A 26,780-nucleotide genomic window follows, 5' to 3' on the forward strand; every position below is an offset into this window, starting at 1 on the left:
CTAATTTAGTCGTTTTTATAATTGATTTTACAAGTCTAATTTCAATCCGAAATTATAACGAGGCTGGTAATATTCAGCTTGTTTTGTATGTGCAGCAACTCCTTGATAATAGCGTAACGGCTGGTTTGTTAAGTTATTTGCTTCTGCAAAAAAGCGAAGTTTTGGCGTAATTTTATAAGAAGCATTTGCATCTAAGAAAAACTGCTTATCATAATAACTGTCTTTATATGATTCTGAACCCAATTCATCTAAATAATCAGATGTAAAGTTGGTTGAGATTCTGGCAGAAAAACGTTTGTTTTCCCAAGATAAAGATCCGTTAAACATGTGCGGCGTTGTTCCCGGAAGGCTGATGTCGTTTCTTTCGTTTCCGTCTTCATCGGCAATTCCTTTTGCTTTAGATTTTGTGTACGTATAGTTTAAATAAACCGCAAAACCTTTTAAGAACTGACCCGGAAGAAAATCCAGCTGACGCTGAAACGCAACTTCAAATCCGTAAACATCAACTGTATCGCCGTTTCTTGACTGCAAGAATGACCAGTTTTCGCCAACCGGAATTGGGTTTACCTGATTTGGAAAATCGGCAGCAAATTTTTCAGTAGTATATTGATTGTCGCTGTAATTGTAAATGAAATCATTTAATCTTTTGTAGAAAACACCTCCGGAAATTAAACCAACAGATTTGAAATAATTCTCGGCCATGAAATCATAATTGTATGAATATGTTGCATCAAGACCGGGATTTCCGGCTGTAATTTCTTTATCGGCAGCAATATTGTTTACGTAAGGAGCCAAAGCATAATAATTTGGTCTTGCCAAAGCTGTTGTAGCAGCAGCTCTTAAAACTAAATCCTTAGTCGCATTATATTGAAAAGAAATACTTGGCAGTAAATTAGTATAAGAATTTGTATTGTTGATTTTACTTTCTAATTCTTCTTCATCCAAAACTCGGTTTCCGGTATAATCGATATGCGTATTTTCCATACGGAAACCTAAAACCATCGAAAGTTTATCATTAAAATCCTGATCCCATCTTACATAAGCGGCATAAATACGCTCTTTAGCATTATAATTTACTGCTAAATATTCTGCAGGATCGGCTTCTTTATCAAATAAAGCTAGCATTGTTTAAATCTAAACTTCCTAAGAAAGCGGCCGAAGCAAAAGTTCCCGGAACATATTTACTTCCCGGATTAAATCCTTTTCCGTCATAATAACTGTTTGGAACTTCAGATAATAATTCCATTCCATCATTAACCGGTTCATAAGAATAGAACATATTATTTCTTTCTTTTTCTTTCAAACGAAGTCTTAAGCCAGTTCTTAATCTTCCTTTTTCTCCAGCAATTACAGAGAAAGGAAAACGGATATTTACTTTTGCACCAAATTCACTTTCGCTGGTTTCATCTGTGTTTTCAGTAACCGAATCAAATTTAAATTCGTCAACAGATTCTCCAACAATTGTCATTAAAGGAAATCTTGGATTTGATAAATCTTCAAACATTTCTAAACCTTTCTGACGGTATTCGATATAACGCTCGCCCGGACGGTATTCTCTTGCTTTTGCATAGTTTGCTGACCAGTCCAAATCTAAAGTAGAATTGATTAAATGTTCTCCGCGAAGCGAATAATTCTGAACTCTTTGGTCTTCTAATCTTCTGTTTTTGTTTCTGCTGTTGTCTACACCACCTTTTGTCTGACGTTTTACACGACCTTCAAAACCTGTGATTTCTTCACCATTGTAAATAGGTTCGATATCATCATAAGTAGTTCTGAAACGGTTTTCTCTATCGTCTCTCCAATTGTAAATTGCATTCGCAAAAATGGTATTGTTCTCGTCAAATTTATAATCTAAAGCAACAGATCCGCTGCGGCGAATACGCTGTACATCATATTTTCTAATTTCTGAAGCCTGTAAATATTCATTTCCGAAATCATCTTTTACCCATTCGTTTTCGATATTATCAGATCCGTAATCTACATTATTATAAGAACCGCTGAAAACAGCTCCTAATTTATTATCAAAAAAACGATTTCCGTATACAAAACCTGCAGTATAACTTGCGTGTTCGCGAATTGGTAAATAACCTCCGGCAAGCGTTGCAGAGATTCTTTCTCCATTTGGAGTTGCTCTTGTAATTAAGTTTACAGAACCTCCAATCGCATCAGCATCCATGTCAGATGTAAGCGTTTTGTTTACTTCAATTGTAGAAATCATATCAGACGGAATCAAGTCCATTTGTACGTTTCTGTTATCTCCTTCTGCTGATGGAATACGATCACCATTTAAAGTAACTGAGTTTAACGACGGAGCTAAACCTCTAATGATAATATTACGAGCTTCACCCTGATCGTTTTGCATGGTAATACCCGGAACACGTTTTAAAGCGTCTCCAACATTGGCATCAGGAAAACGCCCCATTTGATCAGACGAAATTACGTTTCCGATATTTTTATTGTTTTTTTGCTGATTCAGCGCTTTGGCCTGACCTTTTAAGATGTCTCCAACAATAACCTCTTTCAATTCATTTTCAGAAGCTTTAAGAGCAAAATCCAGAACATTGTTTTTTCCTTGCTCAACCGTAATTTCGTGAGTAATAGAAGTATATCCGATATATTTTACTTCAACTTTGTAAGTTCCGGCGTTAATATTTAATAATTCAAAACGGCCGTTGTAGTCAGAAACCGTGTATTTGTTTTCTCCAACAATCTGAATCATAGCTCCAGGCAGAGGAAGTTTGTCGTCTATATCAAGCACTTTTCCAGAAATTATGGCCTTTTGGGCATAACCGGAAACGGCTAAAAATAGGAATGTTAATAATAAATAGAATTTTTTCATTGCGGGGTAGTTTGATTTTTTGCGAAACTAGACTCTTTGTATTACTAAAACCCTTAAAAAAAATTAACATAGTGTTATGATTCGTCAGTTATTCCTTATTCTTATTAATGTTTAACTAACATTCAAATCTCAAATAATTGATTTGCAGTTAAAAACAAATCAATATTTGATTGTAATTGAAAATTTGGCGCTAAATTTGCCGTATCATCATTAATCAAAAATCATCAATCATGTTAAAACAATTTTTTATCCTTTGTTCCGGTGCCGACCGAGATATTTTAGAAGGATGTTCAGAAGGCGAACAAACCAAATATGTTGGTATTGGCGCTACCGTTTTTTTTACTGCTGTAATGGCATTTTTAGCCAGTGCCTATGCACTTTTCACCGTTTTTGATTCTATTTATCCGGCCTTAATTTTTGGGTTTGTATGGAGTTTACTGATTTTTAATTTAGACCGTTTTATCGTTTCTACCATTAAAAAAAGAGATCGTTTTATGGATGAATTCCTGCAGGCGACTCCGCGTATTGCTTTGGCTATTATTATTGCGATTGTAATTTCGAAACCTCTAGAAATTAAAATTTTCGAAAAAGAAATCAATACCGTTTTATTGAAAGAGAAAAACGAAATGGAATTGGCCAATAAAAAGCAAATTGGAACATATTTCAAAACCGATTTAGATAAAAATAAAGCTGAGATTGCAGCGCTAAAAGCCGATATTGTAAAGAAAGAAAAAGAGGTAAACGCTTTATATTCAACTTACATTACAGAAGCCGAAGGAACTGCCGGAACTAAAAAACTAGGAAAAGGTCCGGTTTATAAAGAAAAACGCGAAAAACACGACGCAGCTCTTAAAGAATTCGAAACGCTTAAAAAAACAAACGAAGCTAAAATTGCCGAAAAAGAAAAAGCCGGAAAACAACTTCAGGCCGATTTAGATAAAAAAGTTTCGCAGACACAGCCAATCATAGAAGGTTTCGACGGATTAATGGCGCGTATTAATGCTTTGAATAAATTACCTTGGCTTCCGTCATTCTTTATAATGTTGTTGTTTTTAGCAATCGAAACTTCACCAATTATTGCCAAATTATTAGCACCAAAAGGTGAATTCGACTTTAAACAAGAAGAAGCCGAAACAGCTATGAAAGCAACTTTGGCACAAAATAAATACCAACGCGATTTATTAGTGAAAACCAGCGCCGAAATGCACGATAGAGTTTATGCTGATATTGCCGAAGATAAAGGATTGTATGATTTGCAAAGAAAAAATGCAAAAGAATTACTGGAATTACAGTCGCATAAATTTTTAGACAAACAGAAAGCGACACTGTGAGATGTAAAAGGTAATTTGTAAAATGTAAAAAGGCTTAAGTTTATTTGAACTTAAGCCTTTTTTATTTTTAAGAGAGATAAGATACATTTCACCTCTCACAAATCACATTTTACATATAGCTTAAAATTTCTTTTTTATAAGCATCATATTCTCCCTGCATAATTAAACCATTATCAAGAAGTTTTTTGTAGTTCTGTAATTTATCAAAAAGTTCTTCTTTAGATAAATCACTTAATTTACGTTCTCCAGCTGGATGAGTCGGAAGCGGTTCGTAAGTTTCAGTAACAACCGGCGCAGCTGGTAAAATTTCAGCAAAACTTGTTACTTCTTCCGTTTCTACTTCTTCAATTTCTTCAGCTTCTTCTTCAAAAACTGGTTCAGCAGTTTCCTGAACCGGAGCTGCAGAAGTAACCGGATTTTTTAATAAATCCAATTGTTCTTTAGCGTAAGTATAAATTTTTCTAGCCTGAATTTTCGGAATATAGTCAATTGAAATTGCTAAATCTGTTTTAGTACCAAATGAAAATTCAGAACCTAAAATGTTTTCTTTTACAAAAGTACTTGCAATATCATCCCAGGTGTAATCTGTAAAATCCATAGAAAGACCTAAATTTTTAGGTTTACAGATAATGATACGCTTGTTTGTCAATACAATACTATCTGGAAAAACAGTAATTGCAGGTTTTTTTGCACAGCGATGTATCCAACTTCTTCGCCTTTCATCAATAAATCGTTAAGTTTCGAAGTGATTTTTTCAATCGCTTTTGGATCTTGTTCTTCGTTCAGAAATTTTTTAAATTGTTCTTTCATTTTTTTAAGTTCTAAGTTACTAAGCTGCTAAGTCGCTGAGTTTTTTACTGACGCTACAAATGTAATGCCTAATTTTCTAATTGAGTAATTTCATTTTGAATTTTCTTTGTCAAACTTTTGAAAACCAATTCATACGAATGATCTATCAATTCTTTGACAAATTTTACAGGTAAATTTCCATTCAAAGCCACCGTATTCCAGTGCACTTTACTCATATGATATCCAGGTTCAATTTCATCATATTCTGCTCTGAGCTCCTGTGCGCGGTCGGGATCACATTTTAAATTGACAGATTGTTCGTTTTTTTCCCATTGCGAAAGAGAAGATAAAGCAAACATTTTTTCGCCAACTTTAAAAACCAGAGTATCTTCATCAAAAGGAAAATGTTCGCTGACCCCTTTTTTCGATAGACAATATTCGTAAAACGTTTCTAAATTCATAACAGTTTATTTTCCGATTTCACCTAAATGCGTGTATTTAAAGCCTTTTTCATATTTAAGACCGTAACCAAAAATACGGTCCATTGCTGAATGTGAAAATAAAATAATTCCGGCTAATTGAACACTTTCAATACTTAAATAACATCCTAAACCATAAATTAAAAGCGCAATTCCTTTATGATGAAAGACATTGTAGAGAAAAGCACCCGCTTTATTTCCGAAAGTATATCCAATCATGGATAAATCCGGAGCCAGAATTAAAACCAAAAAGCACCACCATTCAAAATTTAAGCGGTTAAAAAGAAATATTCCGAGAAGAAATAAAGCTGTTTCTTCGAGTTTTAAGACAGTTTTCATTTGATTATTTTTTCCATCATCTTTTCAGGATGATTCAGTTTTGTAAATCCGAATTTTTCGTATAAAAAGTGAGCATCTGTTGTTGCCAGTCGCCATATTTTTACTTCTTGCAATTGAGGATCATTCATCATTGTTTCGATTAAAATGGATGAATAGCCTTTTCCACGGTGTTTTTCATCAATAAAAACATCCATTAAATAAGCAAAAACGACATAATCAGTTATGACGCGTGCAAAACCAATTTGTTTGTCATCCAAATAAATTCCAAAACAAACCGAAGCATCAATTGTGCGCTGAACTTCGTCGATAGTTCGTCCGGCTGCCCAATAAATGTCTTTTAAAAAGTTCTGTATAAACGGAACGTCGAGTTTTGTTTTATCTGTAGAGACGGTAATCATTTTAATTTTAGATTTTAGAGTTCAGATTTTAGATTTTTTGTAGTAGAGTAATCTAAAATCTACATTCTAAAATCTAAAATTTTATATAATATCGGTTTTGATGGACTTGCATCGTTTTCGAATGAAGCGATTTGGAGATTTAGAATATAATTTCCGTCTTCAATGTCTTCACGAACATAAATCATTTCGGTAATTGTGGCATTTAATCTTGCGTCAGAATTTAGATTATGAGTGTCTTTTACGTTCCAAAACGCTTTATGAGCCAATAATTTTCCTTCATCATGTTCTTTGTCCACACTTGGCAAATCAATCAGTAAATGCTGAATTTCGCTTTCGCGGATGAAAATTGCAGCGTCTTCAGACAAATAAGGCGGATTTGTATTCGAATATTTTCTTGATCTTTTATCTTTTGAATTAGGAATTGTTCGAATTATTAAAGCCTCGTTTGTCACATTGAGCGAAGTCGAAATGCTTTCTTTCGTAATCACAAAATCGTCTCCAATTTTTTCAGGCTCAACCGTAATCAATTTTGCTGTAAAGAAAAACTGTTTTAGCGATTGATTAATACTGTAAAAATCATTCGTAATATGTCCCAAACATTCCGTGTGCGTTCCATGCCCATGCGGATTGAAGAAAATATTATTGAAATTTGTTGATGATTTTCCTTCCGAAACTTTTCCAATCCAATCTCCAAAAACTACGGGTTCAATAACTGGTTTTTCGATGTACCAGGCAATTGGGTTTTCGTCTGTATTTGTTAAAGGAATAGAAATATCAATGGGTTTTGATAAGTCGATTTGGTATTTATTGTCAAGAATTGCAATCATTTGGGACATGGATTTTATGGATATTCTAACGCAGATTTCTACGGATTTATCAGCGTTGCCTGCATCCGTTTAATCAGCGTCTAATTTTTATTCTTCCAAATTTAAATAAAACAGATCACTTGCAATTCCATCCGTTAAAAATTTTCCTTTTGGAGTTGGTTTCAGGATATTATTTTCAATCGAAAGCAAATCATCGTTTAAGAATTTTTGAGATTGCTCTAATAGATAATTCAAATATTCCGATCCAAATTCGTTTTCAATTCTTTCTAAAGAAACGCCCCAAATGGTTCTTAATCCCGTCATAATATATTCGTTATAACGGTCTGAAATGGTTAAAATCTCAGTTTCAATTGGAAGTTCGTCGTTTTGAATCGCTTTTAAATACAGAGAATTATTCGCAATATTCCAGCCTCTTTTTTCACCATCATAACTATGAGCAGAAGGACCGATCCCGATATATTTTTTTCCTAACCAATAAGCCGAATTGTTTTTGGAGAAATAATTTTCTTTTCCAAAATTGGATAGTTCGTAATGAATGAAACCATTTTTTTGAAGCATTTCAACTAAAATCATAAAATGATTGGAAGCCACTTCATCCTGAGGTTCAGCAATTTTTCCGGTTTGAATTAATTTGCTCAAAGCTGTTTTTGGCTCAACCGTCAAAGCATAACTCGAAATATGCGGAACGCCAAAATCTAAAGCCGTTTGGACATTATTTCTCCACATTTCGTCGCTCATTCCCGGAATTCCGTAAATTAAATCCAGCGAAATATTATCAAAATATTTAGTTGCTTCTTCCAGACATTTTTTGGCTTCCGCCGAATTATGAGCGCGATTCATCATCTTCAAATCTTCTTCATAAAAAGACTGAATTCCGATGCTTAATCTGTTTATCGGACTTTTAGATAATTCGAAAATTCGCTCAGCAGATAAATCATCTGGATTGGCTTCAAGCGTAATTTCGGGATTTTCTGCAACGATATAATTTTTATAAACTTCAGAAATTAAAAAGTTGATTTCGTCATTGGTCAAAACCGAAGGAGTTCCTCCGCCAAAATATATAGTTTCTACAATCTCATTGTCACTTCGAGCGGAGTCGAGAAGCTCATTTTTTCGCATGCCAATTTCTTTGGCTAAAGCCAAAACCATTTCGTCTTTCTTTTTCATTGAAGTCGAAAAATGAAAGTCGCAGTAATGGCAAGCCTGTTTGCAAAAAGGAATATGAATGTAGATACCTGACATAATAAAAAAAGAGCAAGTTAAATCTTGCTCTTCAATATTCAATAGTAATTAGTGATAAATTATATTTTTTTTTATTAGAATGATGCGCTTTCTTTAAAAGTACCATTCGAAATAGTAATTTTTGCATTCGTCTCCGGATTCGTAGCTGTTAAGCTAAATGTTCCAGCGGCTAAAATATCATTCAGGGTTGTGAATGTAACAGTACCCGATACATTATAATTAATGTTTTGGTGAGTTGCTGTATCGTATTTTTGAAAAGTAATTCTATAAGCATTGTTGTTGCTTGTAAAATTGTAAGTACCCGTTTTTGCCTCATAATCAGGAAAAGCAATACCTATTGTGTATTCGCTGTCATTTTCTGCATAAATAATCCTTGTTTCCTGATTTTCGATTGTACCGTCAAATGATAAACCATGCCAGTCTTTTCCATCAATTTTAGCAGAAGTACCAAGACCTTCAATTTGCGGAGTAATTTCTTTATAAGAAACTTTAAAAGAACCGCTTACGTTAACAAAATCTGATTCGTAATCGTAACCGTCTTCAAACACTTTTCCTGTAAATTTTACCTGAACTGTTTTGTCTGTGGTATTTATGTTCTCTAAAGTAAACGTAAAAGTATTTGCAGTAAAATTTTCCGAAGCCTCCATCCACGGAATATTACTATTTGTTACGGGATTAGTAAGAGCCTGATACAGGTTTCCATAAACATTAAATTTAAAATCAATAGCGATTCCTTCTTCAGATGTTCCCATAACTTCTATGAAATCACCTTGTTTTTGGGCTTCCCATGTTTTTACTTTTTGTGTTTTACCGTCATAAGTAAAGTTGAAGTAAGTTTCTGATGATGAATCGTCTTCACTGCTGTCAATAGAAGAACATGAGGCAATAAGCGCTGTAAATAAAACAAACGCAATAATTTTAAATTTTGTCATTGGGAAATTTGATTTTGGATTAATTATAACAAATATAATTATTTTCGAATCTTATCCTCGTTTTGTTTTACAAAAGCATCCCAGCCAGAATAACTTTTTCCGGCGACGACTTTTCCGGAATTAAAATGGTGGCATACAGCAGCCGCTAGACCGTCTGTTGAATCGAGATTTTTAGGTAATTCTTTTAAACCTAAAAGCTGCTGAAGCATTTTAGCAACTTGTTCTTTGCTTGCATTTCCGTTTCCGGTAATAGCCATTTTTATTTTTTTAGGTTCGTATTCTGTAATCGGAATACCTCTTGAAAGTCCCGCAGCCATAGCGACACCTTGCGCACGACCTAATTTCAGCATCGATTGTACGTTTTTGCCAAAGAAAGGCGCTTCAATCGCAATTTCGTCCGGACAATGTGTTTCGATTAATTCAATAGTTCTTTCAAAAATGATTCTCAGTTTTTGATAATGATTATCATATTTAGAAAGCTGCAATTCATTCAATTGCAGAAATTCCATTTTTTTATTGATGACCCTAATTAATCCAAAACCCATGATTGTAGTTCCGGGGTCAATACCTAATATGATGCGTTCTTTTGTCATTATTTTATGTGTTCTATCCATTGATTAGCCAATTCTTCTACATAATCAACGTATGTCGTAACATTTTTAAAAGAATGAAATGTGTATTCTGGTTGGTTTTTAATAAAGTTTACATTATCGAAACTATGATCATGAGAGAACAGGAAAATTTCTTTATTATGAGGATTGTACATTGTCAATGCTCCGTTTGCTTCATATGCAAAGGATAAAAAGTCAGAAGAATCTATTCTTTCAAAACTTTCTTCTTCACAAGCAGAGATATAATAATCTTCATATTCACCAATTCCATTAAAACATTCTGAATTTATAAACATGAAATTCTGGTTATTACAAAAAGAATTTTCAGGACAGTTAAAAGACTCTTGAATACCACCAATATTTTTTAATAATAATTGATGTTCATGGATTAACTGCAAAGTTTTATTTTCTTCATTTTCTATTTTGTTTAACCAACCACAGATATTGTCTTCTAGGTCGTTCCAAGCAAATAAAATATAATCTTGATTATCGATTTTGATATTTGAAACTCTGGCTTTTTCTATCAATAAACTTAATTTCGGGAATGTGCTACTGAATTCTTTGCTGATTCTAAAATCTTGTTTAATAAATTTGATATTTGAATTTGGCTTTAAAAACCAAATTACTTCTTTTTTGAAAGTTTCAAAATCTTTTTCGTGTTCCATATTTCATTATTCATTTTCTCATTTTCAAATTGCCACATTCTCAAATTGGTTTACTTTTGCGGCATGATTTCAATTCCTCACAAAGCTAAGCAATTCCTTGTTCTTCTGGCTAAACTTTTGATCGTTGGCGGCGCATTTTATTTTATTTACAATCAGCTCGCTAATAACGATAAGTTAGACTGGCAGAAATTCATTGTATTATTTCGTAAAAATCAATCCGTTTTAGGGATTTCGTTTATCTTGCTTTTGAGTGTTTTGAATCGTTATTTTGAGATTCTAAAATGGCAGAATCTGGCACAGGTAATTGATAAAATATCTCTTTATGAAGCCACAAAACAGGTTTTAGCAGCTTTAACAGCAGGGATTTTTACGCCAAATGGAGTAGGAGAGTATGCAGGAAAAGCGTTGTATTATCCAAAATCAGAAGCCAAAAAAGTAGTTTTTCTGAACCTTATCTGCAACGGAATTCAGATGATTTTAACGATCATTTTTGGAATATTCGGATTAATGTATTTTAATGCAAGTTATAATGTAATTACAACTAAAACGGTAGCGATTTTATTTGGAGGATTTGTACTGCTTTTGGTAATTTTATTTTCACTTAAAAAAATCAAAATCAAAGGATATTCAATTGAAAAACTGATTCATAAAATCAATGAAATTCCAAAAACGATTCATCACAAAAATATTATTTTAGGCATTTTGCGTTATTTGGTTTTCTCGCATCAATATTACTTTTTGTTTCTGGCTTTTGATGTCGAACTGCCTTATTCTATTTTGATTGCGACTATAACATCAGTTTATTTTCTGGCTTCATCGCTGCCAACATTTCAATTTTTAGATTTTGCCGTAAAAGGAAGTGTTGCCATGTATTTTTTTTGTATTCTGGGCGTAAACGAATGGATAGTCGTATTTATAAGCACCTTAATGTGGTTTTTAAACGTAGTATTGCCAGTAGTTTTAGGAGGTTATTTTGTACTGAATTTTAAAACCAAAATTGCAGAATGATTTTTGCATTATTCGGCATATTGACCTTTTATGTAATTAGTATTAGTTTGCTTATTTATGGGTTTTTCAAAATCAAAAAATTTCATAAAACAGATTTACAGCCGCAAACGAGTTTTACCATAATTGTTCCTTTTCGAAATGAAGAAGAAAACCTGCCGAATCTTTTAAATAGTATTTCCGGACTTAATTATCCAACAGATTTATTTGAAGTAATTTTGGTTGATGATTCTTCAAATGAAAAATTTCAATCATCAATTGTTAATTATCAATTATCAATTATAGATAATATTCGTCTTTCAAATTCACCAAAAAAAGATGCGATAACTACAGCAATGAATCATGTAAAAACCAATTGGGTAATTACAACAGATGCTGATTGTATTGTTCCTCAAAACTGGCTTTTAGCGTTTGATAATTACATTCAGGAAAATAAAGTTTCGATGCTTGCCGGGGCAGTTTCGTATGAATGTAAGAATTCATTTTTAGATCATTTTCAGCAGTTAGATTTAACCAGCCTGCAAGGCGCAACAATTGGAAGTTTTGGTCTCAACAAAGGTTTCATGTGCAACGGAGCCAATTTTGCCTACAAAAAATCATTGTTTGAAAGCTTAAATGGTTTTGAGGGAAATGACAAAATAGCAAGTGGTGACGATGTTTTTTTACTGCAAAAAGCAATTGAAAAATTCCCGGACGAAGTTCATTATCTAAAATCGAAAAACACCATCGTTATTACAAAACCAACCGAAAACTGGAGAGCTCTTTTCTATCAAAGAGTACGCTGGGCGGCTAAAACAAGTTCCTACAAAAGTAATTTTGGAAAGTTTCTGGGGATAATTGTTTTCTTAGGAAATCTAACTTTAGTTATTTGTTTTTTCTTGTTCCTTTTCGGATTTTTGGGTTATCCCATTTTGGTTTTATTTGCCTTCTTTAAGTTTGTAATCGACTTTATTTTACTTTCAGTAACAAATCAATTTTTAACAGAGACTAAAATTAAAAGCCTTTTATTGAGTAGTTTACTTTACCCGTTTTTTAGTTCAGCAGTAGCTTTATACAGTTTATTTGGCTCTTATGAATGGAAGGGAAGACGATTTGAAAAATAAAACTATTTCTCGTTTTTGGCCTTAATAATTACAGGCAGAATAAACTGAGTTTTTACCGGAAGTCCGCGTTTGATAGCAGGATTTACTTTAGGAAAATCAACTAATCTTGCATGAAGAATACTATCTATTCTTGTAGTGTTGTATTTAACAGAATCCTTTTTAAACTCCGGCTCAAACTTCATTTTTGAATTAGGGAAAATAGTTACCTTAACCTTAATAGTGTCTAAATCAGGGTACAAAATAGATAAACTATCTACATCTAATTTTTGTTGTATAAGCTGCGACATAACATCAAAAAAACATTTTTGGCGCTGTTGTTTATCGTTTATAGTTTCGCAGTCGGCAACTGTAGGATATTCATCAACTTCTTTCCAGTTAATCGATTTTAATTCTTTTTGAAGTAACTCTTTTTCAGACGGAACTTTCTTCTCAAAATATTGACAAGAGTTAAAAAAGATACTAATCAGAAAAATGAAAAAATACTTCAAGGCTTTGATGTTGAATTGAATAATATAGATTTAAAGTATAAAAATACAATTATTTTTTTTGAGATTCTTTGTATTCTAAATAATCTTCATAACTTTCAGAAAGCCAATGTTCTTTATTTTGTTTTGCAACTTCCTTTTGGTCAGGATACAATTTTTCAAGCCGATCTGAAAATGCAGCAATTTGTACCGTATAATTGTAAAAGTCGGTTTTGCTTAAAAGAATTTCAGGATCGTTTTTTCGGCTAAAAAACTCGAAAAATAAAGAATCGAATTCTTTCATGGAAAAATTCATGATCTTTTTCTTATTACTTTTATAAATACTGTCTTGTAAAAGCTGATCGTCGATTGGGATTTTTTTACTTTGTGCAAATGCCGAATCACTGATCGAAAAGACCAAAAAAAGAAGTAGAGATAATGACAATAAACGGCGCATTTTTTAAATATAAAAACAAATTTGTAAGTACAAAATTACAAAAAAATATGGATTTACTATTACTGACATTAGGTTTTATATGTATGATTGTGGGTATATTTGGGAGTTTTCTGCCAGTTTTACCTGGACTTTCAAGCTGTTGGGTAGGTTTGCTGCTATTATATCTAACAAAAGCAGTCGACAATAATTACTGGGTTTTAGGAATTACTCTTTTACTGACTATAATAATCACGGTTTTAGACTACATAATTCCGGCAAAAGGAACCAAGAAATTTGGCGGAAGCTCATACGGAGTTTGGGGAACCAACATAGGTCTTGTGGTTGGAATTTTGGCACCCATACCGTTTGGAGTTATCATAGGCCCGTTTGTGGGAGCACTTATTGGCGAAATGATTTACGATTCTACCAATCACAAAAGAGCTTTAAAAGCCGCGACCGGATCCCTCTTAGGCTTCCTTGCATCTAGTTTTATAAACTTTATGTTCTGCATCATTTATTTCGGAATTTTCATTCACACAACATGGGAATATCGAAACATATTGTTTTAATTATGTAATAAATATTTAGCTTTTTTCTTATTTTTTCTTTTTTTTAAGAAAAATTTGAACTTTTTAAGAAAAATATTTCACTTTACTTTGATTTCGAAAGGGTTATATTTACTGGTATTTAGAGTTTTTGGCTTTAAAGTGCTCAAAATTTTAAGTGTAAAATCTTAACTTATTTTTTGGATATGTTAAAATATTTTATATTTTTATCCTGATTAACGATAAAAAGCCCCACTTTATCGATTATTTTGAATGAGTATAAATTATTTATCTAATAAGTTATGAGTATGACCCCAAACCTACAAATTGAGCTTAGACGTTTTATTTCTTCTAACGTTGTTTCAAAACTAAATAAGTTTTATTTTGAAAATGATGCACTCCTAATCAAAGGAATTGATGTTTCGATCGGTACAGTTTTAATGGGTCTTTATAACAAGGCCGAAGAAACAGGCTTCTACAAAGAAATAGTTTCGTTAATCGAAGATAATTCAAATTTTTATCAGGAAGTCGATTTTACTTCCGGCCGAATTTTATCAGTCGACGACTGTTACCGTCTGGAAGGAAATGCATTGCTAAAAGAAATTTTCACCAATAAAAAAGGCAGAATTTCTGAAATGATTTCAAATGAAGTCGGAATCAAAAGCGAAACAGCCCGCGAAATACTTAACTTCTCTGCACTACTAGTTATCTCTTATCTTAAAAATAATATCCAATTACTAGACAGTTTAAAATTACTGTTAGAAGAACAAAAAAGAGATATTTTAAACAGCATTCAGCCAGGAATCAAAATCATCTTAGGATTTTCATGTTACGAATCTGTTGAAGACAAAAACCAAAACATCGGAAGATCAATTTTTACACTTTTCGGACATAACTTTTTTAGTTTCTGAAATAAAAAAATCCCATTTTACAAAGTAAAACAGGATTTCTATAGTAATTAAATTTGAAAAGTCCTTTTATGAGTTTTTCAAATTGATAACTTCTTGATCTGTCAAAAAGCGCCAGTTTCCTCTAGGAAGATTCTTCTTAGTTAAACCAGCAAAAGAAACGCGGTCAATTCTTAAAACATCATAATCAAAGTGTTCGAAAATAGCACGAACCACCTTTACATTCGATGTGCGTAATTTTAGACCCACCTCACTTTTTGCTTCTTTTTCAATATAACTTATTTCTTCAATAAAAACGCGGTGTCCGTCAAGAACCAAACCTTTGCTGATTTTTTCTAAGTCTTCAAACTTTAAGTTTTTATCTAAAGAAACCTGATAAATTTTAGAAGATTTCTGATTTGGCAAAGTAAACTTACGAATCAAATCATTGTCATTCGTAAACAACAATAATCCGGTTGTATTTTTGTCCATTCTTCCAACAGGAGAAATTTTTGAATTTGTAGCTCCGCGAACAAGTTCCAGAACGTTACGAAATTCCTGTCCTTCATCAAGAGCAGTAGTAAAGTTTTTAGGTTTATTAAGTAAAATATATTCTTTCTTTTCAGGAGTCAATAGAACACCATCAAAATTCACAACATCATTTAATTTTACTAAATAACCCATTTCAGTAACCGGTACGCCATTTACTTTAACGTTTCCAGACTGAATATATAAATCGGCATCACGACGAGAACAAACCCCGGAATTAGCGATATATTTATTCAAACGAATCTCATCCGAAGCTTTTTGTCTCTTTGCCGGTTGATTTTGTTTTCTGAATTTTTCAGCCGCGGCATCCTGCGCTGCTTTCACTTCAGGTTTCACTTTTTTCGGTCCCTGCGCACGTTTTGGCAAAGCAGGTTTTGGCTTATTAGAGTTTGATCTTGAGCTATTTGGTCTAGATCCGCCTCTTTTATTATTGCCTTCCTTATTGTTCATAAATTCTGTAATTTGTGCAAAGATAGTTTTTTCCTGCTAATAAATCTTAAGTTCAATGTTCTTAGATTGATAGCATTTTATTTTAAGATAATCAGGAGCAATGCATTTGGCATTTTTTGACGCATGGTTTCCCGCTTTTTGTTTCAATTTTTTATTTTTTAAAGAAAAAAATAAAAAGATTTTCACTGCAATCGGGGCTAGATTCAAACATTAGGCTTCTTTTATTGTGAATGCCTTATTTCGCAAAGATTCACAAAGTTTGCACAAAGCCACACAAAGCCAAGAAAAAATTTTGTGAATCTCTGCGGAAACTTTGTGAATCTTTGAGGAATAAAAAAGTTAGTAATTAGAAATCAATTGCCTTCCGTGCCACAAAATACTCGGATTAATTAAAACAATGCAGAAAACGCCTGAAACAATCAGAAATTTCAAAACATTATGCAATAATAAAAATTGTTCTTTAGAATTTGATCTCCACAAATAAAGCAGAAAAAATATCAAAACAACAAAACATACGTAGAAATAAATATCCATATATCCTACATCGTAAATATTTACCAAAATGTAAACCGGAATAATGGTTAATAATGTCAAAACAGTAATAATCTGCTTGGAAACTTTTTCGTTATACGTAATCGGAATAGTGTGATAATCATTAGCCAAATCACCTTTTAAATTCTCTAAATCTTTTATCATTTCCCGAATCAAAAGCAATAAAAACAAAAACATAGCGTGTGCTGAAATTACTGCAAAATGACTTCTGTGATTTTCAATTTCTTCAAAAGAAATCGAATTGTAGAAATATAATAAAATGGCAAAAAACGGAATTACCGCCATAAAAGCCGCTGTTAAATTCCCAACAATTGGATATTTTTTTATTTTATGAGAGTAAAACCAAATCAGGAAAATATAAGCGGAAAAGAAAAAAAAAGCACGCCAGGAAACAATTGATGCCATTAAAACTGCCAAAAAATTCAGACTGAAATAAACGGTAAGTTTTGTTTTTTGACTTACCAATCTGTCGAGCATTGATTTATTTGGACGATTGATTAAGTCTTTCTGACTGTCGTAAAAATTATTGATAATATATCCCGAAGCAATTGTAATCGCCGAAGCAAAAACAATTAAAAACAAATAAAAATCAAGTAAGATATCTAAAGCTCTTTTTTCTGGAGCCAGAATAAAAATCGCCGATAAATATTGTGCCAGAACAATAATCGGAATATTATAACCGCGTACTACAGAAAACAAACTAACAATTTTCATTACTAAAAGTTTGTGCTGTCTGCTTAACATAGATTATTGGTTGTGGATTAAATTTAATTTGAAGGTAAAAGTTATTTTTTAAATCTGAAATTTAGAGCTTGTTTTTTAACAAATCTTTAGAGCCGTAACCTAATTTTCGAATGCAGGCCAAAGCTTGTTTTTGTGTGATATCAATTTCTTGTATATCTTTCTTCTCGACGAAGCAAACTGAGCCGCTCCACGGATTTGGTGCGTCCGGAACAAAAACAGTAAACTTATTTTCGTCTATTTGTTCTATTAAAAAAGCAAATTGCAATCCGGCATCAGTAGGGACTAAAATAACTTTTAAGTTTTCGTTAGATTCTAATCCCATAATATTTTCATTCATGTTTTTCATAAATGAATATCCGGGAACAAAACTTAAAACTCCATTTTCTAATTTATAAATCAGTTTTTTTGCTCCGGCAGTTCTGGCCAGTAAACCTGCCGCAAAACAAATAATAATTAGAATTAAAGTTCCAATAAGTTCCTGAAGCGCAATCCCTAAAACATGTACTTTGGGCAGATTGTTTACAAGCGGTAAAGTAATTTTTTGAATTATTCCGTATCCTTTTTCGAGAATAACAAGAAGTACAACTAAAGGCGCTAAAAACAGAATCCCTCCTAAAAATGTTGCTTTAATTATTTTTAAAATACTTTTCATAATCAATAACTTTTTAGTATGAATACTTATGAAAATCTACTCAAATAACTTCGGCTTTTTAAGGTTTAAAACTGATAAACGACTTCTAGTTTATAGTCTTTTAAAGAAACTTTGGCACGTTCTAAATCTTCAGTAAAACCAAGAATATAGCCGCCTCCGCCAGAACCACAAAGTTTTAAATAATAATCGTTTGTGTCAATGCCGTGCTGCCAGATTCCGTGAAATTGCTCCGGAATCATTGGTTTAAAGTTATTTAAAACAACTTTAGAAAGTTTCTTGGTATTGGTAAACAAAGACTTCATGTCGCCATGTAAAAAGTTTTCTACACAAGCGTCAGTATATTTTACGAATTGGTTTTTAAGCATAGTACGGAAACCTTTATCCTTTAAGTTTTCCATAAAAATGTTAACCATTGGCGCAGTTTCACCAACAATCCCTGAGTCTAACAAAAATACAGCGCCTTTTCCGTCAAAACTTTGAGTCGGAATTCCGGTCGCTTCAATATTATCTTTAGAATTAATTAAAATCGGAATACTCAAATAGCTGTTTAATGGATCTAAACCAGAACTTTTTCCGTGGAAAAAACTCTCCATTTGAGAAAATATATTTTTTAACTGTAATAGTTTTTCGCGTGTCAAATTCTCTAAAACCGTGATTTTGTTTGTAGCATATTTGTCATAAATAGCCGCAACAAGCGCACCGCTGCTTCCAACACCGTATCCTTGTGGAATACTAGAATCGAAATACATTCCGGTTTCGACATCATTTTTTAGAGTTTCTAAATCAAAAGTAACCAATTCTGGCTGCTGAGTCTGTAAAACTTCAAGATAAGCAGCAAAGCTTTGTAAACTTTTGTTTGATGCAATAGCTTCAGCCGAAGGTTCTTCAGATTTCTTTAATGCACCATTATAAAAATTATAAGGAATAGAAAGTCCTTTAGAGTCGCGGATAATTCCGTATTCTCCAAAGAGTAATATTTTTGAGTAAAATAATGGTCCTTTCATGATTTATTTTATGTCTTTTTTATTTTATTTGGGTCTTGTCTGGTAAAAGATTGTAGAAGTATGTTTAAAAATATTATCTATATTTTTTCATCATATCTTCATAACTAATATATTCTCCTCTTTCAATTTCTAATTCACTTTGAGCTATATCTGCTTTTTGTGCATCAGTCAAATCATTCCACCAATCTTTTTTCATTTCAGTCAATAATTTTTTGACTTCTTTAATGATTAAGGGATCATTTGTTTCTTCCAGTATTTTTATCACTTCGAGCTTTTCAAATTGAATGTCCATAATCAAAATTTTAATTAAAGATACGCAAAATTATAATGCAATTGATCCGTTTCCAATTTTGTCGCAAATGTACTGACGATTCTGACAAAATACAACTAATTCGTCCTGAATAAATTGTAATACTTTTTCGCTAACGTTTTCGGGATAAAGCACATGCACATTTGCACCGGCATCAAGCGTAAAACATACTGGAATCTGAGTTTCTCGTCTAAATTTCCAGATCGCATTTATGATTTGCAGCGTGTTAGGTTTCATCAAAATGAAATAGGGCATTGATGTCATCATCATAGCGTGCAAAGTAAGTGCTTCACTTTCTACAACTTTGATGAATTCTTCCAGATTTCCACTTTCAAAAATGGCAATTAATTTATCCAGATTTTCGTGTGCTTGTTCAAAACGTCTTTCAGCATACGGATGATTGTGCATTAAATCATGCCCAACTGTACTCGAAACTTGTTTTTCACCTTTATCAACCAATAAAATAGTATCTTGATAATTCTTGAAATTTTCATGAATAACGTACGGAAATTCAACTCCAAATAAATCAGAACTTCCTTCAATATTTTCTTGATTTCCCCAAACAACAACATTTCCTTTTACGCTTCGGCAGGCACTTCCTGAACCTAAACGTGCTAAAAATGATGCTTTTTGATAAAAGTATTCATCCGTCATTTCCGGATTTAACAATTTCTCCAAACTCATAAAATTCATTGCCAAAGCTGCCATTCCGGATGCCGAAGAAGCAATTCCGGAACTGTGCGGAAATGTATTCTGCGTATCAATTGTAAAATGATAGTCTTTTAAAAACGGCAGATAAACTTCAACTCTTTCTAAAAACTTCTGAATTTTTGGTTTGAAATCTTCTTTTGGTTTTCCTTCAAAAAGTAAATCAAAAGAAAATCTATTTGTCACGCTGAGCGAAGTCGAAGTGTCTCGTTTTTCAAATCCCAGTTTTGTGATTGTTTTACAATTATTCAGAGTAAAACTTACCGAAGGATTTGCCGGAATCTGATTGTCTTTTTTTCCCCAATATTTTACTAATGCTATATTGCTTGGAGCACTCCACTCAAAGTTCCCGTTTTCGATTGTTGAAGTATATTTATTTGGAATAAAATCAGCTGCTGTAAACATGAAATATAAATTTTGGCAAAGATAGTTTTTAAAATATTTTACCATGTAAGTTATATAAGAAATTATAAGTAGACTTTATTAAAATGAACTTATATACTTATATGGTTTTCCAAATTTCTTTTGATTATTTTTGGATACAAAATTTATGAAAATGAACAAGATCGTTAAAATTATAATAGCCTTAATTATTTGTTTAGCAGTAGGATATTCTGCAAGTACAGTAACGAGACCGAGTGTAGAAAGCTGGTATCCAACTATTGTAAAACCCGTTTTTAATCCGCCAAATTGGATTTTTATGCCGGTCTGGACAATACTTTATATTTTTATGGCGATAGCTGCGGCTTTAGTTTGGGACAAAATAAAAGTGCAAACCGAAAAAGTAAAAACAGCACTTCTTTTCTTTTTGATTCAGTTAACGCTCAATGCGATTTGGTCTTATTTATTTTTCGGATTGAAAAACCCTCTTTTGGCTTTAATAGAAATTATTCTTTTATGGCTTATGATTTATGAAACTTATTTAAAATTCATCAGAATTAATAAAATCTCAGGTTATTTATTGATTCCTTATTTAGCTTGGGTTGCCTTTGCAGCTGTTTTGAATGCTAGTATTTGGTGGTTGAATAAATAGATGTTTTAGTTTCAGGTTTTAAGTTTAATTCTTTACGTAATATACTTTATGAATAAATTGAAGTTTTTTGTTGTTGTCTTGGTTTTAATCTCTTTTAAAACTTTTGCATGTTTGAATGGCGAAACCAAGATTCTTAAAAACGGAGCTTATGCTTATCTCGATTACAGAGGGCTGGTTCCTCATGGTCATAATTTCGTTACTGCAGATTTCCCTAGAACACTAAAAGAACTTGATAGTTTGTACAAAAAAACGAATGATATCGATTATTTATCTGATAAAGGTTATGTCTTAATTATTCAGAAAAAATACGACGAAGCTTTAAATTTGTATTTGAATATTGAAAAAACAAATCCTAATAGATATTCTACAGCATCAAATTTAGGGACGCTTTATGAGTTAATGGGAGAAAATCAAAAAGCTTATAATTGGATTAAAAAATCAATCGAAATAAACCCGAAATCTCATAATGGTTCTGAATGGCTTCATTTAAAAATATTAGAAGCTAAGATTCTGAATTCATCTAATCTTAAAGGGCAATTTTTAATCAATACTAATTTCGGAACTGCTGGCAGCCCTGAGACTAAATTAACTAAAGAAGAAATAGAAAAATTAGCAAAGGAAATTTATTTTCAGGTAAATGAGAGAATGTCATTTATTGGACCAAAAGATGAAATTATTTCTATTTTACTTTTTGAATTAGGAAATCTTGTACAGTTAATTGGAGAACATGAAAATGCACTTCGAATTTATAATAAAGCAAGAGTTTATGGATTTGATAATGATTTAATTGTTGCAAGAATGGTCTTTAGCGCTCAGGGAAAGGCAGCATATTATCAAGGAAAAACAATAGAATTTGGCAGGAAACTTAAATTTCTTAGAGAAACTAAAAAGGGCATTGATTTAGATTACGTTTATCAAATAGAAACAGGTTTAATCGTTTTGTCAATAATTCTATTTATGGTATTAATAGTTTTTGCAGTGGTATTTATAAAATGGAAGAAGTTGAAAAAAACTATTTCAACTTCTTAAATTCTTCGTTTTTAGCAAATAAAAAATCCATTGTGTAAAGTATATTTTTCTTTTTTAAAATAACTGCCGATTGTGGGTCGGCTTCACAAAATTGAAGGAAAAGTGCCTTTTTATCCGGACTTAATTTTAAATCTTTGGTAAAATAATCTAAAGGACAAGTTGCTTCTACGAATGTTATGAAATCCAATTCGGGAGTTTTCTTTTTAGGTTTTTGCTTCGTGGCGTCTTCTTTTTTAAACAAGCCTAAAATACCTGTTCCCATTGCCATAAAATTCATTCCATTTGTAATAGTACCATCATAGACGCCAGTATATTTTCGTAAATCACGAGAAGCTCTCTGTAATGCGATCGAATCCGAAACTTCCTGAGAAGGACCAACATGAGGAAATTTTATTTTTGTAATTACAACCTCATCTAATTCTTCTGGCTTTAAAATCATATTTACAACGATATTATTTTGATCTATATTTTCCTGAAAAATTTTTAACCGTTTGAAAAAATAATCTTTGGAGAAAAAAAGCAGACTGTCTTGTGGACGCACCAGAATCGAAAATTCGCCAAATTCGTTTGTTCTTGTACTGGTTTTGGCAGTTTTATTAATTACTTCTACTTTATTAAGCGGAATATTCTGTGAAAGAACTTTTCCGTTTAATAATTTTTCATTTTGAGAAATACTTAGCTGATAAGTGAAAAAAGAAATTGTGGTTAGTAATTTTACTTTCATAAGGATTAATTAGTTGAGAGTAAAATTATTAGAATACTCTTAACGAAAACTTACAGAACATGTAAATTCTTGTTAAGAATGTTATAGTAATTTCGAACAGAACTTTTCTAATTCGCCATTATTAAATAAAACCGGCCCATGACCAAAACATAATATTTTAGGTTTTAAGGAAGCCAGTTTTAATATTGATTTTCTATTCGTTTCTTGATCTGAAGTAAATAAATGCGGCGGTTCGTGAAGGCCAACTTTTGTAGTGAGCAAATTCATATTTGTCATAACATCACCAACGATTAAAACGCCGTCTTTTTCTCTGAAAAAAGACAAATGACCTTTAGAATGTCCGGGAGTTTCAATAACCGTTAATCCGCCAATTTGATCACCTTCTTTTAAGGTTTGAGAAACAGGAGTTCCTTTTCCTGCCCAGAAGTTTTTCTGAAATTTTGAAATTAAATGATTCGGATTTGGGTATTCTGTAATTACGTTTCCGTTCTCGGCGAATTCTCTTTCGGGTTCACTGCATAAAAGCGGAATATTCAAAGTTTCGCAGATTGTTTTACTGCTTCCTTGATGATCAGCGTGAGCGTGAGTTAAGGCGTGTTTGTTGACGGTTTTGTCTTTAATTGCTTTTAAAATTGTATATGCTGAACTGCGAATTCCGGCATCAATTAAAACATCTTCAATCAAATAACAATTTATGGCGTTTCTTGGAAATAAGGGAATTTGGTAAACGTCTTTGGCAATATTCTTCATCTTTTTCAAATTTTATTTTGGCAAAGATTTGAATTCCGTTCTTCAACTCACTTGATAAATGTTAAGAAATGTTCTGACGGATTCTGCTCAGCGACTCTGGAGTTATTCCAAGAAAAGAGGCGATGTAAATTAAAGGCGTTCGTTGAATTATTTTGGCTGGAGCCGAAGCTAAAAAAGTCTGGTATTTTTCTTTGGCAGGAATCATTTGAAGTTTTAAAACACGATCTGCCATGCAAAGATAATTCTGCTCGGCGAGAATTCTTCCGACACGTTCCCAATTTGGAATTTCGTTATACAAAAATTGCATTTTTTCGAAAGTGATAGAAAGAACTTCACAGTCTTCGATACATTGGATATTTTCAAAAGAAACAGATTGGTTTATAAAACTGGAATACGATGCAATAAAACCGTCATCACAGCTTAAGTAAGTGGTAATTTCTTTTCCGTCTTTTAAGTAATAAACACGCGCCAAACCTTCAACAATAAAAAAGATTTTACTGCTGGTTTTTCCCATTTCAGAAAGAAATTCTTTAGCAGTAAAATTTTCATATTGAAAACAATTATCAATCATTTCAATTTCTTTTTCAGAAAACGAAGCGATAGCCAAAATTTGTTTTTTTAAAGAAGGATTCATGATTTTTACAGAATGTCTACCAATTCCGAGGCGTTATTAATAACCACTTTTGCACCGCTGTTTTTTAATTCTTCTTCGGTTCTGTAGCCCCAAGTTACGCCAACAGGGAACATATTGGCATTTACAGCCGTTTTCATGTCAATATCAGAATCGCCTACAAAAAGAATTTCTTCAGGTTTTAAATTCCATTTTTTGCTGATTTCAATTGCTTCAAACGGATTTGGTTTTTTAAGTTCTTCTGTGCTCAAACCAACTGCTGTATCGAATTGTTTTGGAAATAATTCCGTTGCTATTTTCTTGGTTAATTCGTCTGCTTTGTTGGAGAAAACAGCCATTTTGATGTTTTTTGAAGTCAGTTTTTCTAACAATTCAATAATTCCTTCATACGGTTTTGTTTTCAGCGTACAGATTTTAGTGTATTCATCGACCATACATTCAAAACAACTTTCGATTTCATCATCAGAATTGTTTGTTGCCGGCAAAGCTTTGCTGACCAAATTTCTTAAACCACTTCCGATAAAATATTGATAAGTATCGTAATCATGTGTAGGGTAACTTAGAGCGGTAAGTACTTTGTTCATCGCATCTGAAATGTCGTGTAATGAGTTGACCAAAGTTCCGTCTAAATCAAAGATAATTCCTTTAAATTTCATTTTGTATTAAATATTTTGAGCCAGAATAAACCCGCTTGTCCAGGCATTCTGAAAATTAAATCCGCCAGTAATAGCGTCTATATTTACAATTTCACCAGCAAAATAAAGGTTTTCGTGAATTTTGCTTTCCATGGTTTTGAAATTGATTTCTTTTAAATCGATTCCGCCAGCCGTTACAAATTCTTCCTTGAAAGTACTTTTTCCGTTGACTTTAAATTCCGCTTTTGTGAGTTGCGAAGTCAGATTCTGTAATTGATTTTTAGATAAATCTGCCCATTTTGTTTCAGAATCAATTCCCGAAGCCAAAACCAAACTTTCCCACAAACGATTCGGAAAGTCAAAAGGAGATTTTTTTGAAACTGCTTTTTTAGCGTGTTCTTGCTTTAAATCTTTTAGGATTTTTTCGGCATCTTCGGTATCAACATCATTTAACCAATTTACAAAAATTGTAAACTGATAATTTTTATCATGCAGAATACGCGCGCCCCAAGCCGAAAGTTTTAAAATCGCTGGCCCACTCATTCCCCAATGTGTAATCAACAAAGGTCCTGTCGATTCTAGTTTGGTATCTTTTACATGAACAGTAATTTGTGCCGCAACGCCAGGTAATTCCTTAATTCTGGAGTCTTTGATGTTGAAAGTAAATAGGGAAGGGACGGGACTTACAATAGCATGTCCATGTTCCTGAAGCATTTCCCAGATTTTTGGATTGCTTCCCGTTGCCATTACTAATTTTTCGGTAGCGTAATTATCGGTTTGAGTATCAATTTTCCAGTGATTTTCTTTTTTGAAAATCGACTGAACGCTTTGTCCAGTCAGCACTTTTATGCCTAGTTTTTCAGTTGCTTTAAGGAAACAGTCAATAATAGTTTGAGACGAATTGGAAACAGGAAACATTCTTCCGTCTTCTTCAATTTTTAATTCGACGCCATGTTTTTCAAACCATTCGATAGTATCTCCAGAACAAAACTGATGAAATGGACCTCGAAGTTCTTTTTCGCCGCGAGGATAAAATTTTACTAATTCGTTGGGTTCAAAACAAGCGTGCGTAACATTGCATCGTCCGCCGCCAGAAACGCGCACTTTAGAAAGTACTTCTTTTCCTCTTTCTAAAATGGCGATTTTCAGTTTCGGATTTTTCTCTGCAATATTAATTGCGGTAAAAAAACCTGCAGCGCCTCCGCCAACGATGATTATGTCGAAATTTTTGATCATATTTTTTTGTTAGCCACGAATTCACGAATTTTTTATTGAATCCTGATGAACTTTGACAAAGTTTCTCGTAGCTGATTTTATATTTTGTCTGGATTATCTGAGATAATTCCGTTTACATTATAACTTTTTGCTTTTTGAATGTCTTCTTTTGTGTTTACTGTCCAAGGTAAAACCAGAAATCCTTTTTGCTGCATTTTTTGAACATTTTCAGCATTCAATAAATTAAAATCAGGATTAATGGCTTTTGCTTTGATTTTTTCGGCGAAAGCCAGAGCGGTATCAAGGTTTTCTTCTGTTAAAACACCAATTGGAATATTTGGATTTAAATTCGATGTTTCCTCCAGCATATTCCAATCAAAACTTGAAATTATGAATTGATTGTAATTCCAGTCTTTTTTTGAAATATATTCTTCAATTAAGTTGACAACTTTCGGTGCAGTTCCTAAGCCTTTTAATTCGATATTGATCATGCATTTTTTGTCAACCAAATCAAAAACTTCGATTAAAGTTGGAATTTGATATTTTCCATCAATCAAAAATGATTTTAATTCTGCTAAAGTAAAAGTGTTTACTTCTCCTTTTCCGTTAGTGGTTCTATCGATGGTTTCGTCGTGAATTACGATTATATACCCATCAGCGCTCAAATGAACGTCGAGTTCAATTCCGTCTGAATTTAAATCTAAGGCTTTTTGGAAAGCTTGTAAAGTATTTTCAGGTTCATAGGCTTTGGCGCCTCGATGTGCAATTTTTAGCATTTTGCAGTGTTTTTTCTAACCGCAAAGGTCGCAAAGTTTTACGCAAAGGGCACAAGTTTTTTTATTTATATTAAAAAGGTTCGCAAAGATTTTATAAACCTTTGCGAACCTTGCGATTTTCCCTTG

The 26,780-nt window shown here is 32.6% G+C and carries 29 protein-coding genes and 2 pseudogenes; 7 read left to right on the top strand and 24 right to left on the bottom strand.

Going from position 1 to position 26,780, the window contains the following annotated elements:
• Positions 1-27: 27 nt before the first annotated feature.
• A pseudogene (locus ABDW27_RS14035) lies at positions 28-2,839 on the bottom strand (TonB-dependent receptor).
• 230 nt (positions 2,840-3,069) lie between these two features.
• On the opposite strand from ABDW27_RS14035, the gene ABDW27_RS14040 reads away from it, so the two are divergent.
• Complete coding sequence (locus ABDW27_RS14040; RefSeq protein ID WP_343696475.1) at positions 3,070-4,170, top strand: DUF4407 domain-containing protein; 1,101 nt, start codon at positions 3,070-3,072, stop codon at positions 4,168-4,170.
• Positions 4,171-4,279: 109 nt separating this feature from the next.
• On the opposite strand, the pseudogene ABDW27_RS14045 reads toward ABDW27_RS14040, so the two are convergent.
• The 9 genes and pseudogenes from ABDW27_RS14045 to ABDW27_RS14085 all read right to left on the bottom strand — a co-directional run bounded on the left by ABDW27_RS14045 (position 4,280) and on the right by ABDW27_RS14085 (position 10,452).
• Positions 4,280-4,980: pseudogene (locus tag ABDW27_RS14045) on the bottom strand (PH domain-containing protein).
• Positions 4,981-5,048: 68 nt separating this feature from the next.
• Entirely contained in the window at positions 5,049-5,420 is a 372-nt protein-coding gene (locus tag ABDW27_RS14050; RefSeq protein ID WP_343696476.1) for an MmcQ/YjbR family DNA-binding protein, read from the bottom strand.
• 6 nt (positions 5,421-5,426) lie between these two features.
• Positions 5,427-5,777 (bottom strand): DUF4260 domain-containing protein, encoded by a 351-nt coding sequence (locus ABDW27_RS14055; protein WP_343696477.1) that lies wholly within the window; start codon positions 5,775-5,777, stop codon positions 5,427-5,429.
• Positions 5,774-6,175: a GNAT family N-acetyltransferase gene (locus tag ABDW27_RS14060; protein WP_073413118.1), complete on the bottom strand. Its 402-nt coding sequence runs from the start codon at positions 6,173-6,175 to the stop codon at positions 5,774-5,776. The genes ABDW27_RS14055 and ABDW27_RS14060 overlap by 4 nt, the downstream gene beginning before the upstream one ends.
• Positions 6,176-6,234: 59 nt before the next feature.
• The gene (locus ABDW27_RS14065) at positions 6,235-7,002 is read right to left on the bottom strand and encodes a cyclase family protein (protein WP_343696478.1); all 768 of its coding nucleotides are present in this window, start codon (positions 7,000-7,002) and stop codon (positions 6,235-6,237) included.
• Between the two features lie 87 nt (positions 7,003-7,089).
• Positions 7,090-8,244 (bottom strand): radical SAM family heme chaperone HemW, encoded by a 1,155-nt coding sequence (hemW, locus tag ABDW27_RS14070; protein ID WP_343696479.1) that lies wholly within the window; start codon positions 8,242-8,244, stop codon positions 7,090-7,092.
• A 74-nt stretch (positions 8,245-8,318) separates the two neighbouring features.
• On the bottom strand, positions 8,319-9,176 hold the full coding sequence (locus tag ABDW27_RS14075) for a hypothetical protein (protein ID WP_343696480.1): 858 nt from the start codon (positions 9,174-9,176) through the stop codon (positions 8,319-8,321).
• A 38-nt stretch (positions 9,177-9,214) separates the two neighbouring features.
• The gene (gene ruvC, locus ABDW27_RS14080; protein ID WP_343696481.1) at positions 9,215-9,769 is read right to left on the bottom strand and encodes a crossover junction endodeoxyribonuclease RuvC; all 555 of its coding nucleotides are present in this window, start codon (positions 9,767-9,769) and stop codon (positions 9,215-9,217) included.
• A complete protein-coding gene (locus ABDW27_RS14085; RefSeq protein ID WP_343696482.1) occupies positions 9,769-10,452 on the bottom strand; it encodes a hypothetical protein in 684 nt (227 codons plus the stop codon). Before ABDW27_RS14085 ends, ruvC begins: the two co-directional genes overlap by 1 nt.
• Before the next feature lie 63 nt (positions 10,453-10,515).
• On the opposite strand from ABDW27_RS14085, the gene ABDW27_RS14090 reads away from it, so the two are divergent.
• Both ABDW27_RS14090 and ABDW27_RS14095 read left to right on the top strand, forming a co-directional pair.
• Entirely contained in the window at positions 10,516-11,460 is a 945-nt protein-coding gene (locus tag ABDW27_RS14090) for a hypothetical protein (protein ID WP_343696483.1), read from the top strand.
• Positions 11,457-12,560: a glycosyltransferase gene (locus ABDW27_RS14095; protein ID WP_343696484.1), complete on the top strand. Its 1,104-nt coding sequence runs from the start codon at positions 11,457-11,459 to the stop codon at positions 12,558-12,560. Before ABDW27_RS14090 ends, ABDW27_RS14095 begins: the two co-directional genes overlap by 4 nt.
• A 2-nt stretch (positions 12,561-12,562) precedes the next feature.
• On the opposite strand, the gene ABDW27_RS14100 is transcribed toward ABDW27_RS14095, so the two are convergent.
• Both ABDW27_RS14100 and ABDW27_RS14105 read right to left on the bottom strand, forming a co-directional pair.
• Complete coding sequence (locus ABDW27_RS14100; RefSeq protein WP_343696485.1) at positions 12,563-13,048, bottom strand: hypothetical protein; 486 nt, start codon at positions 13,046-13,048, stop codon at positions 12,563-12,565.
• A gap of 49 nt (positions 13,049-13,097) precedes the next feature.
• On the bottom strand, positions 13,098-13,481 hold the full coding sequence (locus ABDW27_RS14105; protein ID WP_343696486.1) for a hypothetical protein: 384 nt from the start codon (positions 13,479-13,481) through the stop codon (positions 13,098-13,100).
• A 47-nt stretch (positions 13,482-13,528) separates the two neighbouring features.
• Between ABDW27_RS14105 and ABDW27_RS14110 the strand changes: the two genes are divergently transcribed.
• Together ABDW27_RS14110 and ABDW27_RS14115 are read left to right on the top strand one after the other, a co-directional pair.
• Positions 13,529-14,029, top strand: a complete 501-nt coding sequence (locus ABDW27_RS14110; protein ID WP_343696487.1) for a DUF456 domain-containing protein — start codon at positions 13,529-13,531, stop codon at positions 14,027-14,029.
• 284 nt (positions 14,030-14,313) lie between these two features.
• Complete coding sequence (locus ABDW27_RS14115) at positions 14,314-14,916, top strand: DUF937 domain-containing protein (protein WP_343696488.1); 603 nt, start codon at positions 14,314-14,316, stop codon at positions 14,914-14,916.
• 66 nt (positions 14,917-14,982) lie between these two features.
• Here ABDW27_RS14115 and ABDW27_RS14120 read toward each other — a convergent pair whose 3' ends face one another.
• The 6 genes from ABDW27_RS14120 to ABDW27_RS14145 all read right to left on the bottom strand — a co-directional run bounded on the left by ABDW27_RS14120 (position 14,983) and on the right by ABDW27_RS14145 (position 20,266).
• Complete coding sequence (locus ABDW27_RS14120) at positions 14,983-15,891, bottom strand: pseudouridine synthase (RefSeq protein WP_343696489.1); 909 nt, start codon at positions 15,889-15,891, stop codon at positions 14,983-14,985.
• 339 nt (positions 15,892-16,230) lie between these two features.
• Positions 16,231-17,187 (bottom strand): geranylgeranylglycerol-phosphate geranylgeranyltransferase, encoded by a 957-nt coding sequence (locus ABDW27_RS14125; protein ID WP_343696490.1) that lies wholly within the window; start codon positions 17,185-17,187, stop codon positions 16,231-16,233.
• A gap of 61 nt (positions 17,188-17,248) precedes the next feature.
• Positions 17,249-17,839, bottom strand: coding sequence for a DUF502 domain-containing protein (locus ABDW27_RS14130; protein WP_343696491.1), 591 nt, complete (start codon positions 17,837-17,839; stop codon positions 17,249-17,251).
• A gap of 65 nt (positions 17,840-17,904) precedes the next feature.
• A complete protein-coding gene (locus ABDW27_RS14135; protein WP_343696492.1) occupies positions 17,905-18,843 on the bottom strand; it encodes a mevalonate kinase in 939 nt (312 codons plus the stop codon).
• A gap of 73 nt (positions 18,844-18,916) precedes the next feature.
• Positions 18,917-19,135, bottom strand: coding sequence for a hypothetical protein (locus tag ABDW27_RS14140; protein WP_343696493.1), 219 nt, complete (start codon positions 19,133-19,135; stop codon positions 18,917-18,919).
• Between the two features lie 30 nt (positions 19,136-19,165).
• Positions 19,166-20,266, bottom strand: a complete 1,101-nt coding sequence (locus ABDW27_RS14145; protein WP_343696494.1) for a diphosphomevalonate decarboxylase — start codon at positions 20,264-20,266, stop codon at positions 19,166-19,168.
• Positions 20,267-20,417: 151 nt separating this feature from the next.
• Between ABDW27_RS14145 and ABDW27_RS14150 the strand changes: the two genes are divergently transcribed.
• Positions 20,418-20,894, top strand: coding sequence for a TspO/MBR family protein (locus tag ABDW27_RS14150; protein ID WP_343696495.1), 477 nt, complete (start codon positions 20,418-20,420; stop codon positions 20,892-20,894).
• A gap of 111 nt (positions 20,895-21,005) precedes the next feature.
• Positions 21,006-21,923 (top strand): tetratricopeptide repeat protein, encoded by a 918-nt coding sequence (locus tag ABDW27_RS14155; RefSeq protein ID WP_343696496.1) that lies wholly within the window; start codon positions 21,006-21,008, stop codon positions 21,921-21,923.
• Here the strand turns inward: ABDW27_RS14155 and ABDW27_RS14160 are convergent.
• The 6 genes from ABDW27_RS14160 to ABDW27_RS14185 all read right to left on the bottom strand — a co-directional run bounded on the left by ABDW27_RS14160 (position 21,907) and on the right by ABDW27_RS14185 (position 26,654).
• On the bottom strand, positions 21,907-22,647 hold the full coding sequence (locus ABDW27_RS14160; RefSeq protein WP_343696497.1) for a hypothetical protein: 741 nt from the start codon (positions 22,645-22,647) through the stop codon (positions 21,907-21,909). The genes ABDW27_RS14155 and ABDW27_RS14160 overlap by 17 nt on opposite strands.
• Before the next feature lie 81 nt (positions 22,648-22,728).
• Entirely contained in the window at positions 22,729-23,397 is a 669-nt protein-coding gene (locus ABDW27_RS14165; RefSeq protein WP_343696498.1) for an MBL fold metallo-hydrolase, read from the bottom strand.
• 61 nt (positions 23,398-23,458) lie between these two features.
• Positions 23,459-24,031, bottom strand: coding sequence for a Crp/Fnr family transcriptional regulator (locus tag ABDW27_RS14170; protein ID WP_343696499.1), 573 nt, complete (start codon positions 24,029-24,031; stop codon positions 23,459-23,461).
• Between the two features lie 5 nt (positions 24,032-24,036).
• On the bottom strand, positions 24,037-24,684 hold the full coding sequence (locus tag ABDW27_RS14175) for an HAD family hydrolase (protein ID WP_343696500.1): 648 nt from the start codon (positions 24,682-24,684) through the stop codon (positions 24,037-24,039).
• Positions 24,685-24,690: 6 nt separating this feature from the next.
• Positions 24,691-25,899 (bottom strand): NAD(P)/FAD-dependent oxidoreductase, encoded by a 1,209-nt coding sequence (locus ABDW27_RS14180; RefSeq protein ID WP_343696501.1) that lies wholly within the window; start codon positions 25,897-25,899, stop codon positions 24,691-24,693.
• A 77-nt stretch (positions 25,900-25,976) separates the two neighbouring features.
• The gene (locus ABDW27_RS14185) at positions 25,977-26,654 is read right to left on the bottom strand and encodes a glycerophosphodiester phosphodiesterase family protein (RefSeq protein WP_343696502.1); all 678 of its coding nucleotides are present in this window, start codon (positions 26,652-26,654) and stop codon (positions 25,977-25,979) included.
• Positions 26,655-26,780 lie beyond the last annotated feature (126 nt).

This window comes from Flavobacterium sp., from assembly GCF_039595935.1.
Taxonomy (GTDB): domain Bacteria; phylum Bacteroidota; class Bacteroidia; order Flavobacteriales; family Flavobacteriaceae; genus Flavobacterium.

Excerpts from the sequence above, each read along its gene's own strand:
- ABDW27_RS14125 (WP_343696490.1), bottom strand. The coding sequence starts at position 17,187 with ATGTTAAGCAGACAGCACAAACTTTTAGTAATGAAAATTGTTAGTTTG.
- ABDW27_RS14185 (WP_343696502.1), bottom strand. The coding sequence starts at position 26,654 with ATGCTAAAAATTGCACATCGAGGCGCCAAAGCCTATGAACCTGAAAAT.
- ABDW27_RS14165 (WP_343696498.1), bottom strand. The coding sequence starts at position 23,397 with ATGAAGAATATTGCCAAAGACGTTTACCAAATTCCCTTATTTCCAAGA.
- ABDW27_RS14140 (WP_343696493.1), bottom strand. The coding sequence starts at position 19,135 with ATGGACATTCAATTTGAAAAGCTCGAAGTGATAAAAATACTGGAAGAA.
- ABDW27_RS14055 (WP_343696477.1), bottom strand. The coding sequence starts at position 5,777 with ATGAAAACTGTCTTAAAACTCGAAGAAACAGCTTTATTTCTTCTCGGA.
- ABDW27_RS14170 (WP_343696499.1), bottom strand. The coding sequence starts at position 24,031 with ATGAATCCTTCTTTAAAAAAACAAATTTTGGCTATCGCTTCGTTTTCT.
- ABDW27_RS14090 (WP_343696483.1), top strand. The coding sequence starts at position 10,516 with ATGATTTCAATTCCTCACAAAGCTAAGCAATTCCTTGTTCTTCTGGCT.
- hemW (WP_343696479.1), bottom strand. The coding sequence starts at position 8,244 with ATGTCAGGTATCTACATTCATATTCCTTTTTGCAAACAGGCTTGCCAT.
- ruvC (WP_343696481.1), bottom strand. The coding sequence starts at position 9,769 with ATGACAAAAGAACGCATCATATTAGGTATTGACCCCGGAACTACAATC.
- ABDW27_RS14180 (WP_343696501.1), bottom strand. The coding sequence starts at position 25,899 with ATGATCAAAAATTTCGACATAATCATCGTTGGCGGAGGCGCTGCAGGT.
- ABDW27_RS14120 (WP_343696489.1), bottom strand. The coding sequence starts at position 15,891 with ATGAACAATAAGGAAGGCAATAATAAAAGAGGCGGATCTAGACCAAAT.
- ABDW27_RS14150 (WP_343696495.1), top strand. The coding sequence starts at position 20,418 with ATGAACAAGATCGTTAAAATTATAATAGCCTTAATTATTTGTTTAGCA.
- ABDW27_RS14085 (WP_343696482.1), bottom strand. The coding sequence starts at position 10,452 with ATGGAACACGAAAAAGATTTTGAAACTTTCAAAAAAGAAGTAATTTGG.
- ABDW27_RS14135 (WP_343696492.1), bottom strand. The coding sequence starts at position 18,843 with ATGAAAGGACCATTATTTTACTCAAAAATATTACTCTTTGGAGAATAC.
- ABDW27_RS14130 (WP_343696491.1), bottom strand. The coding sequence starts at position 17,839 with ATGAAAAGTATTTTAAAAATAATTAAAGCAACATTTTTAGGAGGGATT.
- ABDW27_RS14145 (WP_343696494.1), bottom strand. The coding sequence starts at position 20,266 with ATGTTTACAGCAGCTGATTTTATTCCAAATAAATATACTTCAACAATC.
- ABDW27_RS14060 (WP_073413118.1), bottom strand. The coding sequence starts at position 6,175 with ATGATTACCGTCTCTACAGATAAAACAAAACTCGACGTTCCGTTTATA.
- ABDW27_RS14040 (WP_343696475.1), top strand. The coding sequence starts at position 3,070 with ATGTTAAAACAATTTTTTATCCTTTGTTCCGGTGCCGACCGAGATATT.
- ABDW27_RS14095 (WP_343696484.1), top strand. The coding sequence starts at position 11,457 with ATGATTTTTGCATTATTCGGCATATTGACCTTTTATGTAATTAGTATT.
- ABDW27_RS14175 (WP_343696500.1), bottom strand. The coding sequence starts at position 24,684 with ATGAAATTTAAAGGAATTATCTTTGATTTAGACGGAACTTTGGTCAAC.
- ABDW27_RS14160 (WP_343696497.1), bottom strand. The coding sequence starts at position 22,647 with ATGAAAGTAAAATTACTAACCACAATTTCTTTTTTCACTTATCAGCTA.
- ABDW27_RS14115 (WP_343696488.1), top strand. The coding sequence starts at position 14,314 with ATGACCCCAAACCTACAAATTGAGCTTAGACGTTTTATTTCTTCTAAC.
- ABDW27_RS14110 (WP_343696487.1), top strand. The coding sequence starts at position 13,529 with ATGGATTTACTATTACTGACATTAGGTTTTATATGTATGATTGTGGGT.
- ABDW27_RS14075 (WP_343696480.1), bottom strand. The coding sequence starts at position 9,176 with ATGACAAAATTTAAAATTATTGCGTTTGTTTTATTTACAGCGCTTATT.
- ABDW27_RS14065 (WP_343696478.1), bottom strand. The coding sequence starts at position 7,002 with ATGATTGCAATTCTTGACAATAAATACCAAATCGACTTATCAAAACCC.
- ABDW27_RS14050 (WP_343696476.1), bottom strand. The coding sequence starts at position 5,420 with ATGAATTTAGAAACGTTTTACGAATATTGTCTATCGAAAAAAGGGGTC.
- ABDW27_RS14105 (WP_343696486.1), bottom strand. The coding sequence starts at position 13,481 with ATGCGCCGTTTATTGTCATTATCTCTACTTCTTTTTTTGGTCTTTTCG.